The organism is Virgibacillus sp. MSJ-26, assembly GCF_018918075.1.
In the GTDB taxonomy this organism is placed as follows: domain Bacteria; phylum Bacillota; class Bacilli; order Bacillales; family Amphibacillaceae; genus MSJ-26.
In genome coordinates, this window is the sequence record NZ_JAHLPW010000023.1 from 17,385 (window position 1) to 35,459 (window position 18,075).

General features: G+C 35.9%; 13 protein-coding genes. 9 read left to right on the forward strand and 4 right to left on the reverse strand.

Features of this window, described 5'->3' with window-relative positions:
• Positions 1-204: 204 nt before the first annotated feature.
• The 5 genes from KQI49_RS16445 (at position 205) to KQI49_RS16465 (ending at position 8,164) form a co-directional block, all read left to right on the forward strand.
• On the forward strand, positions 205-3,882 hold the full coding sequence (locus KQI49_RS16445) for a nitrate reductase subunit alpha (protein WP_216490681.1): 3,678 nt from the start codon (positions 205-207) through the stop codon (positions 3,880-3,882).
• Positions 3,872-5,344 (forward strand): nitrate reductase subunit beta, encoded by a 1,473-nt coding sequence (narH, locus tag KQI49_RS16450; protein ID WP_216490682.1) that lies wholly within the window; start codon positions 3,872-3,874, stop codon positions 5,342-5,344. Before KQI49_RS16445 ends, narH begins: the two co-directional genes overlap by 11 nt.
• A gap of 170 nt (positions 5,345-5,514) precedes the next feature.
• Positions 5,515-6,096 (forward strand): nitrate reductase molybdenum cofactor assembly chaperone, encoded by a 582-nt coding sequence (gene narJ / locus KQI49_RS16455; RefSeq protein WP_216490683.1) that lies wholly within the window; start codon positions 5,515-5,517, stop codon positions 6,094-6,096.
• Between the two features lie 15 nt (positions 6,097-6,111).
• Positions 6,112-6,804, forward strand: a complete 693-nt coding sequence (narI, locus tag KQI49_RS16460) for a respiratory nitrate reductase subunit gamma (protein ID WP_216490684.1) — start codon at positions 6,112-6,114, stop codon at positions 6,802-6,804.
• Positions 6,805-6,862: 58 nt separating this feature from the next.
• Entirely contained in the window at positions 6,863-8,164 is a 1,302-nt protein-coding gene (locus KQI49_RS16465; RefSeq protein ID WP_216490685.1) for a tetratricopeptide repeat protein, read from the forward strand.
• A gap of 404 nt (positions 8,165-8,568) precedes the next feature.
• Here KQI49_RS16465 and KQI49_RS16470 read toward each other — a convergent pair whose 3' ends face one another.
• On the reverse strand, positions 8,569-9,195 hold the full coding sequence (locus KQI49_RS16470) for a Crp/Fnr family transcriptional regulator (RefSeq protein ID WP_216490711.1): 627 nt from the start codon (positions 9,193-9,195) through the stop codon (positions 8,569-8,571).
• A 363-nt stretch (positions 9,196-9,558) separates the two neighbouring features.
• On the opposite strand from KQI49_RS16470, the gene KQI49_RS16475 reads away from it, so the two are divergent.
• From KQI49_RS16475 to KQI49_RS16490, 4 genes are all read left to right on the forward strand, one after another.
• Positions 9,559-11,307, forward strand: a complete 1,749-nt coding sequence (locus tag KQI49_RS16475; RefSeq protein ID WP_216490686.1) for an ABC transporter ATP-binding protein — start codon at positions 9,559-9,561, stop codon at positions 11,305-11,307.
• Positions 11,308-11,320: 13 nt separating this feature from the next.
• Positions 11,321-13,144, forward strand: a complete 1,824-nt coding sequence (locus KQI49_RS16480) for an ABC transporter ATP-binding protein (protein WP_216490687.1) — start codon at positions 11,321-11,323, stop codon at positions 13,142-13,144.
• Positions 13,145-13,228: 84 nt separating this feature from the next.
• Positions 13,229-13,894, forward strand: coding sequence for a potassium channel family protein (locus KQI49_RS16485; protein WP_216490688.1), 666 nt, complete (start codon positions 13,229-13,231; stop codon positions 13,892-13,894).
• A 445-nt stretch (positions 13,895-14,339) separates the two neighbouring features.
• Positions 14,340-14,792, forward strand: coding sequence for a hemerythrin domain-containing protein (locus KQI49_RS16490; protein ID WP_371817590.1), 453 nt, complete (start codon positions 14,340-14,342; stop codon positions 14,790-14,792).
• Positions 14,793-14,874: 82 nt separating this feature from the next.
• Here KQI49_RS16490 and rnjA read toward each other — a convergent pair whose 3' ends face one another.
• The 3 genes from rnjA to def form a co-directional block, all read right to left on the reverse strand.
• A complete protein-coding gene (gene rnjA, locus KQI49_RS16495) occupies positions 14,875-16,542 on the reverse strand; it encodes a ribonuclease J1 (protein WP_216490690.1) in 1,668 nt (555 codons plus the stop codon).
• Entirely contained in the window at positions 16,542-16,754 is a 213-nt protein-coding gene (locus KQI49_RS16500) for a DNA-dependent RNA polymerase subunit epsilon (protein WP_216490691.1), read from the reverse strand. Before KQI49_RS16500 ends, rnjA begins: the two co-directional genes overlap by 1 nt.
• 648 nt (positions 16,755-17,402) lie before the next feature.
• On the reverse strand, positions 17,403-17,954 hold the full coding sequence (gene def / locus KQI49_RS16505) for a peptide deformylase (protein WP_216490692.1): 552 nt from the start codon (positions 17,952-17,954) through the stop codon (positions 17,403-17,405).
• Between the last annotated feature and the right edge of the window lie 121 nt (positions 17,955-18,075).

Here is an 18,075-nt window from a genome sequence, read left to right on the forward strand (position 1 = left end):
CTAAATAATTTATATATTGTATATACCCTACCATAAAAAATTTATGAATTTAAAGATGTGAAATAAATCACTATTACACTTTATATGTTTAGAATGTGACTATTTTATGACTTACCTAAGCACTGTGACATAATTCACATCTTATAAATTTTGTGCATGCTTTAATTAAGTTAAGTGTTAAATGAAATTGATGGAGGGAGTAACATGAAGAAGAAATCATCCCCTTTATGGCAAAGACTTAATTATTTAAAGCCGAAAGAAACATATTCAAATGATCATAGTCAATTACAAGAAGGAGATCGTGAATGGGAAAATGTTTATCGTAAAAGATGGCAGCACGATCGTGTGGTTCGCTCCACACATGGAGTTAATTGTACAGGCTCCTGTAGTTGGAATATTTTTGTAAAAGACGGCATTGTCACCTGGGAGGGGCAATCTCTAGATTACCCATCTACAGGTCCAGATATGCCTGAATTTGAACCTAGAGGATGCCCGAGGGGGGCTAGTTTCTCGTGGTATATATACAGTCCGTTACGAGTGAAATATCCTTATATAAGAAAAAAACTTCTTAATATGTGGAGAGAAGCATTGAAAGATCATAATAATCCACTTGAAGCTTGGAAAAGCATTGTTGAAGATAAAGAGAAATCAGCAACATATAAACAAGCACGTGGTAAGGGAGGGCTTGTCCGTGCGTCTTGGGATGAAGTCGTGAAACTTATCGCAGCTTCTGTGCTTTATACAACTAAAAAATATGGGCCTGATCGAAATATTGGTTTTTCACCTATACCTGCTATGTCTATGCTCAGTCATGCTGCCGGTAGTCGATTTATGTCCTTAATCGGTGGGCCTATGTTGAGTTTTTATGATTGGTATGCAGATTTGCCACCAGCTTCACCACAAATTTGGGGAGATCAAACTGACGTACCTGAAAGTTCAGATTGGTTCAATTCAGGATATATCATTACTTGGGGTTCTAACGTACCACTTACGCGTACACCTGACGCACACTTTTTAGTTGAAGCCCGTTATAAAGGAACGAAGGTCATTTCAGTTAGTCCTGATTATGCTGAATCAACCAAGTTCTCTGACGATTGGTTATCTGTTAGGCAAGGGACAGACGGGGCAGTTGCTATGGCGATGGGACATGTCATTTTAAATGAATTTTATCATCAAAAAATGACACCATACTTTGAAAGCTATGCCAAGGAATATACAGATTTTCCTTTCGCCGTACGTCTTAAAAAGAATGAGAGTAACTTTATGGCTGATCGTTTCTTGCATGCTGAAGATATAGGGCGTCATTCTGAGAATAACCAATGGAAACCAGCTATGTATAATCTTGCGACAAATGAATTTTCTATTCCGCATGGCACGATGGGGTCACGTTGGGATAAACAAGGTAAATGGAATTTAAAACTCATCGATGAGGATACAAACCAACCAATTGAACCAGTCCTTAGTTTTTTAGATATCAAAGATGAAGTTGCACTTGTTAATATGCCTTATTTTGATGAGGAGTCCAAGAAGTCCATACCTCGGGCTGTACCTGTCAAAAAGATAGAAATTAACGGTGAAATAGAATATATCACAACCGTATATGATTTAATGCTGGCTAATTACGGGATTGACCGTGGTATTGGTGGTGAGGTGGCATCAACATATGATAAAGTTGCTCCTTTTTCACCAGCATGGCAAGAAAAAATTACAGGTGTAGATAAGAATTTAGTGATAAAAGTAGCACGTGAATTTGCTCAAAACGCTATTGATACGAATGGCCGTTCCATGATTATTATGGGAGCGGGGATCAACCACTGGTTTAATTCAGACACAATTTATCGTGCCATAATCAATCTTATTCTTATGGTTGGAGCACAAGGTGTCAACGGTGGCGGCTGGGCACATTATGTCGGACAGGAAAAATTAAGACCTGTTGAAAGCTGGACTACCATTGCAACGGCAAAAGATTGGGGACCACCTAAACTTCAAAATGGGACATCATTTTTCTATTTTGCGACAGGACAATGGCGTTATGAAGAAACACCTGTCAGTGAGTTAACAGCAGCACATATCGACAAAGCGAGGTATGATCATCATGGAGACTATAATGTCTTAGCTGCAAGACTGGGGTGGCTACCATCATATCCAACATTTAATAAAAATGGCATTGATTTATACGATGAAGCGGTTGGAAAAGGATATCAATCAACTGAAGATATTGGACATTATGTTGCTAAACAATTAAAAGACAAAGAGCTGGAATTCTCAATTGAAGATCCTGACCATCCAGATAATTTCCCGAGAAACTTATTTGTTTGGCGTGCCAATTTAATCTCAAGTTCTGGTAAAGGGCATGAATACTTCTTGAAATATTTATTAGGAGCATCACATGGATTATTAAATTCCGATGAAGATAGTATTCGACCCCAAGAGATTAGATGGCGTAAAAAAGCGGCAGAAGGAAAGCTGGATTTGCTGATTAATCTTGATTTTAGAATGGCTGGAACAGCATTATATTCAGATGTTATTTTACCTGCATCTACTTGGTATGAAAAATATGATTTATCAAGCACAGATATGCATCCTTTCGTCCATCCTTTTAATCCAGCTATCGCTTCACCTTGGGAAGCCAAATCGGATTGGGATATCTTTAAAGAATTAGCTAAAGGCGTGTCTGATTTAGCAAAAGAGATAGACATGGAACCAGTCAAAGAAGTTGTTGCTAGCCCATTACAAACTGACTCCACGGGGGAAATGGCTCAGGCTTATGGAGAAATTAAAGACTGGTCAAAAGGTGAAATTGAGCCGATACCAGGAAAAACCATGCCACATATCAAGGTCGTTGAACGTGATTACAAACAAATTTATGAAAAAATGACGTCACTAGGCCCAAATACTAACAAAGGCTATGGCATAAATGGAATCAAGTGGGATATTGAAGATGAATATAACGAGCTTAAAAAAATCATTGGTGTTAAAGAGAACGAAAGCATAACGAAAGGTTATCCTGACATTACCAATGCTAGAGATGCATCTGAAGCCGTATTGAGATTAGCTTCCACAACGAATGGCAAGGTTGCTGTAAAAGCATGGAAGGCGCTGGAAAAACAAACGAACCTTGACTTGTCTGATATGGCACGCGATAAACAAGGAGAAGTATTTACGTTTGATAAAATTACTGCACAACCTAGGACAGTCGTCACATCACCCGCTTTCACAGGATCGGTAAAGAATGACAGAAGATATTCACCGTTTACAACAAACATTGAAAAGTTAGTTCCTTTCCGAACCATTACGGGAAGACAGTCTTATTTCCTTGATCATGAACTGATGAAAGAGTTCGGGGAATCGTTGGCTGTTTATAAACCGATTTTAAATCAAAGACCATTCAGAAGTAATAGACCCGAAAAGGAAGGAAAAGAAATAACGTTAAATTATTTAACACCACATAATAAATGGTCCATTCACAGTATGTATTTTGATGCTCAGCCAATGCTCACTTTATTTAGAGGTGGGCCAACAGTCTGGCTTAATAAAGATGATGCGGAAGAAATAGATGTAGAAGATAATGATTGGATCGAATGCTTTAATCGAAATGGCGTAGTTGTGGCTAGAGCAGTTGTTTCACACCGTATTCCAAGAACAATGGCCTTTATGCACCATGCTCAGGATCGACATATCCATGTACCTGGGACAAAACTTACTAAAAACAGAGGTGGAACTCATAATAGTCCTACTCGGATTCATGTCAAACCAACCCATATGATTGGTGGTTATGGACAATTGAGCTATGGTTTTAATTATTATGGTCCAACAGGGAATCAGCGTGATTTAAACGTTATTATTCGTAAAATGGAGGAGGTTGATTGGCTTGAAGATTAAAGCCCAAGTCGGAATGGTAATGAATCTTGATAAGTGCATCGGCTGTCACACATGTAGTGTGACTTGTAAAAACACATGGACGAATCGGCCTGGTGCAGAGTATATGTACTTCAATAATGTTGAAACAAAACCAGGCATTGGTTATCCAAAACAATGGGAAGATCAAGATAAATATCAAGGCGGATGGAAACTTAATGATGGACAACTAACCTTAAAGAGTGGTTCAAAGGTCAACCGTCTACTTAATTTATTTCATAATCCATATCAGCCTGAAATGGACGATTATTATGAACCTTGGAATTATGATTATGAAACATTAACAAACAGCCCTGATAGAAAACATCAACCCGTCGCACGAGCAATGTCTGCTGTGACTGGAGAGTTCATGGATTTAGAGTGGGGACCTAACTGGGAAGATGACCTTGCTGGTGGCCATATTACTGGTTTACAAGATCCAAATGTGGTTGCGATGGAAGAATCGATTAAAACAGAATTTGAAGATGTGTTCATGATGTATTTGCCGCGGATTTGCGAACATTGTATTAACGCACCCTGTGTGTCGGCCTGTCCCTCTGGTGCCATGTATAAACGTGATGAAGACGGAATCGTTCTCGTCGATCAAAACGCCTGCCGGGCCTGGAGACATTGTGTGACCTCTTGTCCATATAAAAAAGTGTACTTTAACTGGAAGACGAATAAGGCTGAAAAATGTACGATGTGTTACCCAAGAATTGAAAATGGGCAGCCAACCATTTGTTCGGAAACTTGTGTCGGAAGAATTCGTTATATCGGAATCATGCTTTATGACGCGGATAAAGTGCTTGAAGCAGCATCTGTTGAAGATGAGCAAGATCTTTATCAGGCTCAATTGGATATTTTCCTTGACCCAAACGATCCCGAAATCATTGAAGAAGCATTGAAAGAAGGTATACCTATGGATTGGATTGAAGCTGCACAGAAATCACCAATCTATAAAATGGTTATTGACTGGAAAATTGCTCTACCATTACATCCAGAATACCGTACTATGCCTATGGTTTGGTATATACCACCACTTAGCCCAATTATGAATATGATTGAGGGAAAAGGAAGTGAAGCAGACACGAATGATATTTTTCCTGCTATTGATCATATGAGAATCCCAATTGAATATCTAGCTAATCTGCTTACTGCTGGAGACACCGATCTAGTACGCACTGTTTTAAAGAAAATGGCAGTCATGCGTAGTTATATGCGGGCAGACCTAACAGGGAAAAAATACGATACGACAGTTATAGAAGAGTTAGGTCTTAACGAGAATGACATCAAAAAAATGTATCGTTTACTAGCTATCGCAAAATATAATGATCGTTTCGTTATTCCAAAGAGTCATAAAGAAGAAGTGGAAGATCTTTATTACGACCAAGGCGCCTGTGGTTTAGAATTCGAAGGCGGACCAGGAAGCTGCGGAGTCATTTCATAATTAAAAGCGAAAGCGCCTGGTCAGCCCCGACAAGCTTAAGCAAGAAATCGTAGTGGTGGTTTATGCCACAAAGATTTACTGCTTAAGACCTTTAGGAGCTAGAAGTCAATAACAATAAGCAGCTTGTCAAAAAGACAATCTGGCAAATAAGGAAAGAAGGGAATGATAGCGTGAATAAGAAAGAGAGTTCTCTCATCTATCAAATGATTTCTTTTTTACTAAGGTATCCCGAGTCACATATAATTTCAACGTTTTCAGAACTAGAGAATGAAATAGAAGCATTAGAGACTGATGATATAAAGTCTAAGTTGAAAAGCTTTATTATAGAATCGTCTCATTTGCCGTTTGACGATTTGGTGAACCATTATATTAATCTATTTGATTTTGGAAGGTTAACCAACCTATATGTAACTTATCTTAAATTAGGTGAACAACGAGAAAGGGGTCTAGAATTATTAAAATTAAAGAAATTTTATGAAGCAGCTGGATTTGATTTAACAGACGAAGAACTGCCCGATTATCTTCCGTTAATGTTGGAGTTTTGTGCTAACGTATCAATTGAAAAAAGTAATGAGTTGCTAAAACAGCATTTAAAAGAATTGGAGTTTATAAGACAAAAGCTACGCGAGAACAAAAGTCAGTATGCTTATCTGTTTGACGTATTATTTCTAAACATGGAAAACAACGGCTGTGTATTTGAGCTGGAAAATGAACTAGAAGTCACAAGCAGGGTTAAAGGAGCAAAAGTATAAAAGGAGGGATATATCGTGGGTGTAGAGGATTTATTATGGGGCGTGTTTCCATATGTTGTTTTAACAATATTTATTGGTGGCCATATTTATCGTTATCAAAAAGATCAATTTGGTTGGACAACAAAATCAAGTGAATTTTTAGAGAAAAAACGATTACGGTTAGGTTCTAATTTATTTCATTTCGGAATTATTTTCGTTTTTGGAGGTCATGTTTTAGGGTTGATTATTCCTGCCAGTTTGTACGAGACGTTCGGAATTTCAGAATCCACTTACCATATGGTAGCCCTTCTGTTTGGAATACCGGCTGGTGTCGCTACTTTACTGGGTCTAGTTTTATTAACTCATCGAAGAGTAAATATTAAAAGGATTAAAACAACAACGTCTATAGGCGACTGGATGGCATTAATTTTACTATTGACGGTGGTGATAACAGGACTGATTGCAACTTTTCTAAATATAGATTCGGCTGGATTTGATTATCGAACAACCATTGGTCCTTGGTTGCGTGGGCTATTTATTTTCAAAGTCCAACCGGAATTAATGGTGAACGTTCCAATTTGGTTCAAGATCCATATTTACACAACGTTTGCACTGTATGTTGTCTGGCCGTTTACCAGATTGGTCCATGTTTTCAGCCTACCACTTAGATACTTAAATAGAAGCTATGTCATTTACAAGAAGAGAATCCCAAGAGATCATGTGCAGTAAAATACTAGAATAGATTTTGTAATCACGAATAGAAAAACACAAGCAAGGGTGTGGGAAAATGGAATCTCGACTAACCGATCCTTCTCCAAAAGTTGAAAATACTTTAATATTGGCTGGATATATTAAAGAAAAGATACATGCCGGCCAAATTGAAGTACTTCAGGATTCTGTGCAACAGTTAGAAATATGTTTCAATCAAATCAAGCAATTAAATATCATTGAAAAGTTAACTGTCTTAGTAAGTCTTATTAGCTACTTTCGTAAAATAAAGAATTATGATAAATGTGCTAGTTATGCTCGGCAAGCTGTGTCTTTATCGAGACATGCAAATAATGTGAATATCCTTCAATTTGCTGATATTTACTTCGATTACTCAGACGTTGAGTATGACTATGGACAATATGGCCATGCAAGGATTCTGTTAGCTCAATTATTGCAGAAGCTTGAAATTAATAATTGTAATGATAATTTTGTGTATGGACGCTTATACTTAAACTTAGGAAAGATAAACTTGGCAGAAGAAAACTACGAAGCTGGGGTAGGTCAGTTAGAGAGCGCTTTAGATTTATTGAAAGAAACAGCAAGTTCCAACGACCCTATAGTTATTAAGACAGTAGATCTTTTAGTTGCAGCTCTGATAAAAATGGAAAAGTACGAAAAAGGTATTGAATTATACACACAAATGCTAAACGAATTGCATCAAGAGAGAGAGAAGGAGTTAGAAGTAAAAACACTTTTAAACATTAGTGAAATTTATTATCACATTGATTTGTTAAAGGCAAAAAAAGTCCTTGAACAAGCATTAGAATTAATGCAGCATCAGGATAATAATCATGATGTTAAATTAAGAGCTCTCATGATGTTGGCTGAAATAGAAGAACATACCGGCAATCTCCAAGGCGCTGTTAGTTTATATAAGCGTTCCCTTGACCATCTAGAAGATCTATCTAATCCTATGTCGGCTATTCTTTATTCAAAAATAGGTATATTATTATCTAAAATTAATGAGTTTAAACAAGGGAAAATGTATTTGAAACAAGCCTTAAATCATGCCAGCATCATAGAACCAATGAAATCCAAAATATATTTTGTTTTAGGAAAAATTTATACAGCAGAAAAACGCTTTAATAAAGCAAATGAATATTTTCAATATCTATTAGATGAAATAATCACCAATAACAAAGGTAATAAGTCAAGAAAGTTTGGGCATATTTTACAAATGATGGCTTATAATTATTTAGCGGAAAATAATAATGAGAAAGCCTTAGCTAGCTTTTATAAATCACTAAAAGTTTTTGGGGAAATTCAGACGCTTAGTGATTTGGATAAAGGATTAATCTGTAAGTTGAACATTTTATGACTAAAGTTAAGTGATTACTAGAAAAAGAGTATACTTGAACTCGATAGTATACACCAAGTACAGCGGATTCTTTTATATACCCTAGGCGCGCAACCAGTAGTCACTAAGGTGAGTGACAAGTTTTTTGAGTCGTTAACTCCAATCCATCTATCCTACTGCCTGGTTTTCGCTTTTTGGATAGATGGGGGCGACTAAAATGTTGAATATTTTACGTAACAGACAAAATTTCCGTTACAATCTCATGACTTCATTTTTCAAAGAGCAATCTGTGCTTGGTTATATGACACGATGGGGGCGATTGGATTATCATAGCAAAACCTATAGCTACAGAAGCCAACTCATCTCACAATAAGTCCCGAGTATTTCGTTTGATTGATAAATTGGTTACAAGAATATACTTTGTATTAGTTGATATTACAGATTTCTACAGGACAATTTTCACAGCCATTTTCAGTCTTAAGATAGTTGATATTTTTAATGAAGATTTTCCCTTCTTTAGTCATCGAGATAATATTGAGCTTTCTTAGTTCTGAAAGCATTCGATTAACACTCTCCCGTGTTGCTGCACAGAACTGGGCAAGTTCCTGGTTAGTTAAAGGTAGATCGATTAAAATTCCACCATGGTGCTTAATTCCGAAGCTGTTAGATAAGCGAATGAGTGTGGAATATAAGGCGCCTTTTTTTCCATTAAGAAGTAAATCGCGAATTTTTGTTTGAAATTTTCTCATATGATCACTGCCCCATTTCATAAATTCGATGGCAAGATCACCATTTTTCTTCAGGTGTTTTTCTAATCTGTCTTTTTCAATCACAAGAATTTCACCTGATTCAATCACTTTAGCACTTAACAAGTAAGTCGGATTCTGACTAAATAATGTAAGCTCGCCAATAATATCTCCCGTTTTACAAATCCTTAATGTTAATTTTTTCCCTTCCGCTGTTAGCTTTGACACCTGGACTAAACCTGATTTAATAATAAAAACCTCGTTCGCATTCATTCCTTCGCGGAAAAGATATGTTTCCTTACGCATTCTTCTGATTGTACCAATCGACTCCAAGGTCTCTTTCAAATCATCTGATATACGATTTTTTTCATGAGCATCTGACAAAAGTATACGTTGAGGCAATTGGATCTCTCCTTCTTATAAAAATATCTATTTTAATGATATCATGGGAAGTTCATTCATTGATGCTAAATGATTAACTATTTCATGAACTTTATATCGAAGAAGACAGTTTTAAATCCTTTAAAATAATTTTACAGAAAAATTTCTAATATCTTTATTTTTTGTTAAAGATGTTGTAAAATACTTAGATACTCGAATTAAATTAAAAGGAGAGTGACAAGTTATTGGGAAAGTCTATATTATTAAACAACATAAGGGGGAAACAGTATGGATACATTCAAAAGGCTAAAGCAATATTATTGGCCTTATAAAAAGTATTTTTTTATTTCATTGTTCTTTTTATTATTCGTCACAGGAATTACGGTCGTGTATCCAATGGTATTGCAGTTAACGATAGATGAAGTGGTTATAAAGAATAAATATTCGTTGATACCGTACATATCAGGATTCTTTTTAATATTAATGCTTATTAAAGGTCTTTCAACATATTACCATCAGTACCTTGGTGATTTATTTGGAATAACTGTCGTATATGATTTACGGGATTCGTTGTATAAGAAACTTCAAGTTTTATCTTTTAAATATTATGATAATGCTAAAACGGGAGATTTAATGTCAAGATTGACAGCAGATGTGGAGGGCTTTCGGTTTTTTCTTTCGGTCGGATTCTCTGAATTGCTCCGAATTGTTTTCTTAATTTTATTTAGTTTGAGTGTTATGTTTTACTATTCAATTCCACTAGCAATTGTCACCATGGCTGCGATGCCATTTTTAACTTTTGTCGTACTTAGATTTGACAAACGGGTTCACCCAGCATTCCGAAATATTCGAAAGTCTTTAGGAAGGCTGAATACTCGTGTTCAAGAAAATATAAGTGGTATGCATACTGTTAAATCTTTATCTAGGGAAGATTTTGAAATCGATCGTTTTTCAAACAGCAATAATAACTATCGCCAAGATTATTTGAAAACTGCGTCTATTTGGTCGAAGTATTTTCCACTTATGGAATTCATTGGAGATTTCTGTGCAGTGGTTTTATTAGCTTATGGTGGCTTTTTAGTTATCGATAATCAATTAGCTTTAGGTGAACTGGTCGCATTCTTTAGTTTGGTTTGGTATATTATGGGGCCATTAATGAATCTCGGCTTTGTTGTGAACCAGTTTTCACAAGCTAAAGCATCAGGTGAACGGCTTATTGAAATTTTGGATGCTAAAGAGGATGTTAGGGAAAAAGAAAATGCTATTGAAACACCAATTAAAGGGCATGTAACTTTCGACAATGTCACTTTGACTTATACAGAAAACGATGATCACGCATTAAAAAATATTACTTTTGACGCGCCTCCAGGTAAAACAATAGGATTGATTGGTGCTACCGGATCTGGGAAAACGAGTATAACTCAATTAATAACCCGTTTTTACGAACCAGAAGAAGGGCAGGTTCTTTTAGATAATAGACCGGTTGATGAATATAAGTTGAAAACGTTAAGAAGGTATATTGGCTTTGTGTTGCAGGAATCTTTTTTATTTTCAACTTCAATTCGTGAAAACATAACCTATGGTTGCCCTGATGTTTCAGAAGAACAAATTATTGATGCAGCTAAGAGAGCCCAAGCTCATGACTTCATCATGGAAATGCCAAAGGGATATGACACGATGTTAGGTGAGCGTGGTATGGGCTTATCAGGAGGACAAAAACAAAGAATAGCAATTGCTAGAGCTATTTGTATTAACCCAAGTGTTTTGATCCTAGATGACGCTACTTCTGCTGTTGATATGGAAACTGAATTTAAAATCCAAAAAGCTTTGAAAGAAGTGATGGATGGGAGGACCTCATTTATTATAGCCCACCGTATCTCGTCACTTAAACATGCAGATGAAATATTGGTGTTGGATGAAGGTGAAATTGTTGAACGGGGAACTCATGACTTTTTAGTGAGTAATAATGGGCCTTATCAGCATATTTTTGACATTCAGTATCAAGACAGAAAAGCCATTATGGGAATAGTTAATTAAAGGAGTGAAAAACATGTCTAAGTCTAATACAAAACAAAGCTCGCACTTAAAACGGTTTTCTTATACAGTCGATCGTGCCGTTGAAAAGCCGTTTAACTGGCAGCAGATGCTGCGTTTACTTGCTTATTTAAAACCTTACTCTAAAAGTTATTTGCCAGGTGCAATTATTGCTATGCTCGTGTCCACAGCTGTCCGTCTAATTGTTCCTATACTCATTGGTAAAGTAGCGATTGATATAGCCGTGGCTAATAAAGACACCACATTATTAACTTATTTGGTCATAGGAATTAGTGTTTTATATTTACTAAGTTATGTTGGTAATACACTTAGAATCAAATGGGTGAATGTGCTCGGGCAAAATGTCATATATGATTTGAGGAAACATTTATTTTCGCATGTCCAACGATTGTCACATCGGTTCTTTGACTCACGTTCAGAGGGATCTATACTCGTTCGGATTATGAATGATATTAACTCACTCCAAGAGTTATTTACAAATGGAATTATTAATTTACTCATGGATATTGTAATGTTAACTGGAATTATCGTTATCTTGATAGCCTTAAGTCCAAAATTAGCCTTAGCCATTATGGTTATTATTCCTTTAATGTTTTATATATCGACAAAATTAAGGCGTAACATAAGGCGTTCATGGCAATATACTCGGATTCAGCAATCTCGATTGAATTCGCATTTAAATGAAAGTATCCAGGGTATTAGGATTACACAATCATTTACCCAAGAAAAAGAAAATACAGAGTTTTTCGAAGGAGTAAATCAAGACAATTATGACAGCTTCAATGACGCTGTAAAGAAGAGTGCTATGTTCAGTCCAGTGGTTGAAATGTGTAACGCTATAGGGACGATTATTTTAATATCATATGGTGCGTTTCTCATTCTTCAAGGAGATATCCAGATAGGAACTTTCGTTACTTTCGCTTTCTTTTTAGGTATGTTTTGGGAACCAATATCTCGGCTCGGTCAAATGTATAATCAATTATTAATGGCGATGGCAGCATCGGAAAGGATTTTCGAATTCCTTGATGAACAACCTAATGTTAAAGAAATTGAAAACCCTCATGTCTTTAATAATATGAGGGGACAAATTGAGTTTAATCAAGTTCAATTTTCTTACGATAACGAAAGAATAGCTTTACACGATATTTCTCTATCTGTGAAGGAAGGAGAAACGATAGCGCTTGTTGGTCATACGGGAAGCGGAAAGTCTTCAATCGCCAATTTAATCAGTCGATTTTATGACCCTACGAAAGGATCAGTTAAAATTGATGATTACGATTTACGAGAGGTTGAACTAAAAAGTTTGCGAGAGCGAATAAGTGTCGTTTTACAAGACACGTTTATTTTTTCAGGTAACATTATGGAAAATATTCGCTTTGGCCGACCAGAAGCCACAGACCAAGAAGTTATTGAAGCAGCTAAAGTGGTGGGTGCAGATGACTTTATTGCCCGTCTGGCAAATGGGTATCAAACAGAAGTTGAAGAAAGAGGAAGTATATTATCTGCCGGTGAAAAACAGTTACTTTCTTTTGCAAGAGCATTACTTGCAGATCCAAGTATATTAATACTGGATGAAGCGACTGCTAGTATTGATACTGAAACAGAAGTGAAAATCCAAAAAGCATTAGGAAGGCTTTTAAAAGGACGTACAGCCATTATGATTGCCCATCGGTTATCAACTATAAGAGAAGCGGATAATATATTTGTGCTTGAAAATGGTCGTATCTTAGAAAGTGGTAATCATGATGAATTAATTGCACTTAAGGGTGAATATTTTGATTTAGTAAAATCACAATTCCAAATGCTTGATGCAATCTAAAATCATTCAGATATTTTCGGGTACACCCATAACTACTTCTGTGGTAAACTTTAATGGAATGAGGTAGAAGATGGAGGATAAATTATGAAACGAGACTACGCCGTTATAGGCTTAGGGAGATTTGGTGGAAGCATTTGCAAAGAGTTAAGTGAAGAGGGAATGGATGTTTTAGCTATTGATAAAAATGAAGATAAAGTCAATGAGTATAAAAACATTGCCTCTCACGCCGTTATCGCTGATTCTACTGACGAATCGACATTGAAAGAATTAGGCTTAAAAAATATAGATCATGTGATAGTTGCTATAGGAGATAATATCCAAGCAAGTATTTTAACGACAGTGATTCTAACTGATTTAGGTATTAACATGATTACAGTTAAAGCCAATAATGATTATCATGAAAAAATACTTAATAAAATTGGTGCACAACAAGTCGTTCATCCGGAGAGGGATATGGGGAAACGGATTGCCCATAATATCATATCTAATAATATTCTTGATTATCTTGAGCTTTCTGATGAACATAGTATAGTCGAAGTAAAAGCAGGAAAAAAGATGCTAGGTAAATCACTGGTAGATCTTGATATACGTGCTAACTACGGTTGTAACGTCGTAGCAATTAAACGAGGGGATGATATCAACGTATCCCCGAGCGCTGAAGATACTTTAAAAGCAAATGATGTTCTTATTGTTATCGGAGCTGATAAAGATATCTCACGTTTTGAAAAACATCTTGTTATTGATGAATAATTTGATATTTACTCATCAAAAAACGATTCAGTATAACTCTGAATCGTTTTTTAATCATAATTCGTAAGTGTTTATAGTACTACTGTTTTAAAGATAAACTAACGTGGTAAAGCATTTGTTGCGAACTGGTCTATGCAATGCACCCTCATTCAGTCCTATGCGTCTTCATCTTGACTCTATGCGTCCTCATCCATACCTATGTGCCTTCATCTCGATTTATTTGCTTTCATAGGAATTCTGTTAGAGGTAGTTTCTTTTTAGAATTTTGATATAGTTATAATAGTAAGTATTTGTTGCAGGTTGTCAGTTAGTCATGTTCGGCTGCACAATATAGGGCACGAAGGTGTTGTTCATGTATTATGGTGTTCAAATCTATGTTTATTTTCATTAAGAATAAGAAAACTTTTGCTGTAGAAAGTGCTACATTATGAGAGGAGATGTTGTGGTGTCTAAACGTAGAGGCATTAAGCGTCATGAATCATTAAAACCTTTATCACGCCATCATATGATAGGGCTCCATCTTGCACTTAAACTTAAACGAGCCGGGACAGAAAAAAGTAAATTAACGATAGAAGAAATAGTTCAGGATGCGAGAGAGTTTTGGGAGCCAGATGGGCAAGAGCATTTTCGCGAAGAGGAAGAAATATTACTGCCAAGCTATGCGGCATTTGCAAGTATTAATCATCCCGAGATAGTAGCTATGTTATTAGAGCATGTTCAAATAAGGTCAGGGATACACAGAATTTTAAAAGAAAGTAATAGAGATATAAATAACATGCAGCAACTTGGTATGTTATTAGAAAAGCATATAAGAAGGGAAGAACGGGTTGTTTTTCCCATGATTGAGAAGGCGTTGCCGGAGGAGAAATTAGTAGAACTTGCGCCTTACTTGCATTAGGACAAACAACTTCTAGGACCATTATTAAAGGAAATCAAAAAAGAGTCAGGATTAACCTGACCCTTTTTTGTGCTTTATTAATTTAAACTTCCATAATAATAGGTAAAATCATTGGACGACGTTTAGTTTTATCATATAGAAATGGAGCGATGGTATCGGTGATTTCAGTTTTGATTTCAGACCACTGAGTTGTTTTTCTTTCCATGACTTTGTCTAAATGAATTGCGACGAGTTTTTGCGCTTCTTTAATTAAGTCTTCCGATTCCCTCATATAAACAAAACCTCTTGAGATGATATCCGGACCTGAAGCTATTTTGAATTCTTTCATGTTGATACTGACAACAACAATAACCAGTCCTTCTTCTGAGAGAATTCGACGATCGCGTAGTACAATGTTTCCGATATCACCGATTCCACTACCATCAACATAAATGGAACCTGAAGGGATTTTTCCAGCAACAGCTGCAGTATCTTTACCAAGGGCTAATACGTCACCATTATCCATAACAAATGAGTTATCCTGCGGTACGTCACATTGTTCTCCCAGTTTAACATGTTCTTTCAACATGCGGTATTCACCGTGAATTGGCATGAAGTATTTAGGTTTGATTAACCGTAACATAAGTTTTTGTTCTTCTTGGCTTCCATGACCTGATGTATGGATATTGCTTAGTTTTCCATGGATAACATCTGCGCCAGCTCGGTATAATTTATTAATCGTTCGACTGACACTGACAGTATTACCAGGGATTGGTGAAGATGAAAAGACAACTGTATCGCCAGGAGCAATTTGAATCTGTCTGTGTGTTCCATTTGCAATTCGGGATAGGGCTGCCATTGGTTCACCCTGTGATCCAGTACAAAGAATCGTTACTTCATTTGCTGGTAGTCGATTAATTTGGTTAGCGTCGATAAATGTATCTTTTGGTGCTTTTATATAACCTAACTCTTGTCCAAGTGTAATAGCTGATTCCATACTTCGACCGAATACAGCCACTTTTCTGTTTGCTTTAACGGCAGCCTCGACAACTTGTTGTAAACGGTAAATATTGGATGCAAACGTGGCAAATATTAATCTTCCATCAATTCGATTAAAGATGTCTTTTATATTTTCTCCAACAACCTTTTCAGATAGCGTAAAACCGGGTACTTCACTATTTGTACTATCTGAAAGTAAGCATAAAACACCTTCTCTTCCTATCTCTGCCATTCTCGTCAAATTAGCAGGTTCACCTACTGGTGTGAAGTCAAATTTAAAGTCACCTGTATGAACAATATTCCCCGGTGGTGTTTTGACAACAACTCCATATGAATCTGGGATACTATGTGTTGTTTTAAAGAAACTAACAGATGTTTTACGGAATTTAATAATATCATCTTCATGAATCGTAATAAGTTTTGCATTTCTTAATAAACCATGTTCTTCTAACTTATTTCTAATCAAGCCGATTGCAAGTTTTCCGGCGTAAATGGGCACATTGATTTCACGTAAGAGGTAAGGAATACCTCCAATATGGTCTTCGTGTCCATGAGTGATGAAGAGACCCTTAACTTTATCTTTATTCTGGACAAGATACGTATAATCAGGGATAACGTAATCAATGCCTAATAATTCATCCTCTGGAAATTTAATGCCTGCATCTACAAGGATAATCTCATCTTGAAATTGAATACCATACGTATTCTTGCCGATTTCACCCAATCCACCTAGGGCGAAAACAGCTGCTTGGTCATTTTTAACAAATTTCATTATGAAGCATTCTCCACTTTAAAACTTTCGGATTGTTGTTCATACTCTAAGTGTGCGCCTTCGATTGGATGGATGTATTCAAGATTATAATTGCAATCGCTTAGTATTTCTCTTACTTCTTTTTCAGAGTTAGCTTCTATAAATAGGCTTTTTGTTCTTTCTCTAATAGGGACTTCTGTAATATCGTCCTGATATAATACTTTGTAAATCATTTCATCTCTCCTTATAGTTAAAATTCATTTACTTTAATATGATGTTCTATTAAAAACAAAAATTAAATAGTATATAGTTGAGAATTGAACTGAGCAATTTTCCATAACGAAAGAAATTTTTTGTGCTCAATTTGATTGGTTAAAACCCTGGTAGTTTTTACACTCTCACGTTTGTAGTTACATTTATCCCTTAATTGAGTAAAGAAAACGTACGAAACTAAATAACTTTATTTTATTAATTCATTTATTAATTTAATGATGACATCCCGATTGTCATGCAAAATAAAAAGTTAGTTCTTAGCTTATTTATTACTTTTCCTTGTACGTCGTGGGAATCTGTCCTCGGCCTAAAAAGTCTCTTAAACGCTTCCTTAACTTTTCTTTTAGGCGTTTTAACATGAGGGTAGCATCTCCTTTCTATGGTACCTAGAAAAGCATAAAACATTACCGTCCAATCTCTCTTACATCCATTATAATATGATTTGGCTGATTTTAAAATAAAAATAGCTTTTTATTTGATAAAATTTTTAATAAACCGCACAGAATCCAAAAAATGAGCCATAGGACTAACTATTTTGATTCGAATATTTCAATATAGATTTGCTACTTTAACTTATTTTTTCTCAGCAAACATATCTTATACGTAAATTATTCTATAGCCTTGGCATTATCAGGAATAGCATACGGATTATTCTTATTAATATGATCATAGAACATAACACCATTTAAATGGTCAATCTCATGTTGAAAGACAATGGCGGCATAATCTCTTAATCGTAATTTCAAATCGTTACCGTCTATATCTGTTGCTTTGATAGTTACTCGCGCATATCTCGGGACATATCCTTCAACAGGTCGATCCACTGATAGGCATCCTTCACCAGCAGCTAAGTAAGCTTTCTCAACTGAATGACTGATAATGCGGGGGTTGAACAAGCCATAGTTATACATTTTACCTTTGTTATCTTCAAAGTGGATTGCAATCATTCGTTTATTAACATTGATTTGCGGTGCCGCCAGACCGACACCCGGTCTTAAATTATATTTATCACATGCGATTTCATCTTGACTATTCTCAAGAAAAGTCAGCATGTCTTTTAATAGGTTTACTTCTTCTTCAGTAGGGGGAAGAGATACTTCATCAGTTACTTTTCTAAGAGCGGGATGCCCTTCTCTTACAACGTCTTTCATAGTTAACATAACTTACACTCCTATCTATATTTACAAATTAATTTGCATGAACACGTAAAAATTTCTTTGCTTTAAGTTTTATATTATATATTTTGTTTATCGCAACAAGTCGTGTGTTTTCTAATATATT

Bases quoted from the DNA above. Each gene is read 5' to 3' on its own strand.
- KQI49_RS16445 (WP_216490681.1), top strand. From the start codon at position 205: ATGAAGAAGAAATCATCCCCTTTATGGCAAAGACTTAATTATTTAAAG.
- KQI49_RS16465 (WP_216490685.1), top strand. From the start codon at position 6,863: ATGGAATCTCGACTAACCGATCCTTCTCCAAAAGTTGAAAATACTTTA.
- KQI49_RS16470 (WP_216490711.1), bottom strand. From the start codon at position 9,195: ATGCGTAAGGAAACATATCTTTTCCGCGAAGGAATGAATGCGAACGAG.
- KQI49_RS16475 (WP_216490686.1), top strand. From the start codon at position 9,559: ATGGATACATTCAAAAGGCTAAAGCAATATTATTGGCCTTATAAAAAG.
- KQI49_RS16480 (WP_216490687.1), top strand. From the start codon at position 11,321: ATGTCTAAGTCTAATACAAAACAAAGCTCGCACTTAAAACGGTTTTCT.
- KQI49_RS16485 (WP_216490688.1), top strand. From the start codon at position 13,229: ATGAAACGAGACTACGCCGTTATAGGCTTAGGGAGATTTGGTGGAAGC.
- rnjA (WP_216490690.1), bottom strand. From the start codon at position 16,542: ATGAAATTTGTTAAAAATGACCAAGCAGCTGTTTTCGCCCTAGGTGGA.
- KQI49_RS16500 (WP_216490691.1), bottom strand. From the start codon at position 16,754: ATGATTTACAAAGTATTATATCAGGACGATATTACAGAAGTCCCTATT.
- def (WP_216490692.1), bottom strand. From the start codon at position 17,954: ATGTTAACTATGAAAGACGTTGTAAGAGAAGGGCATCCCGCTCTTAGA.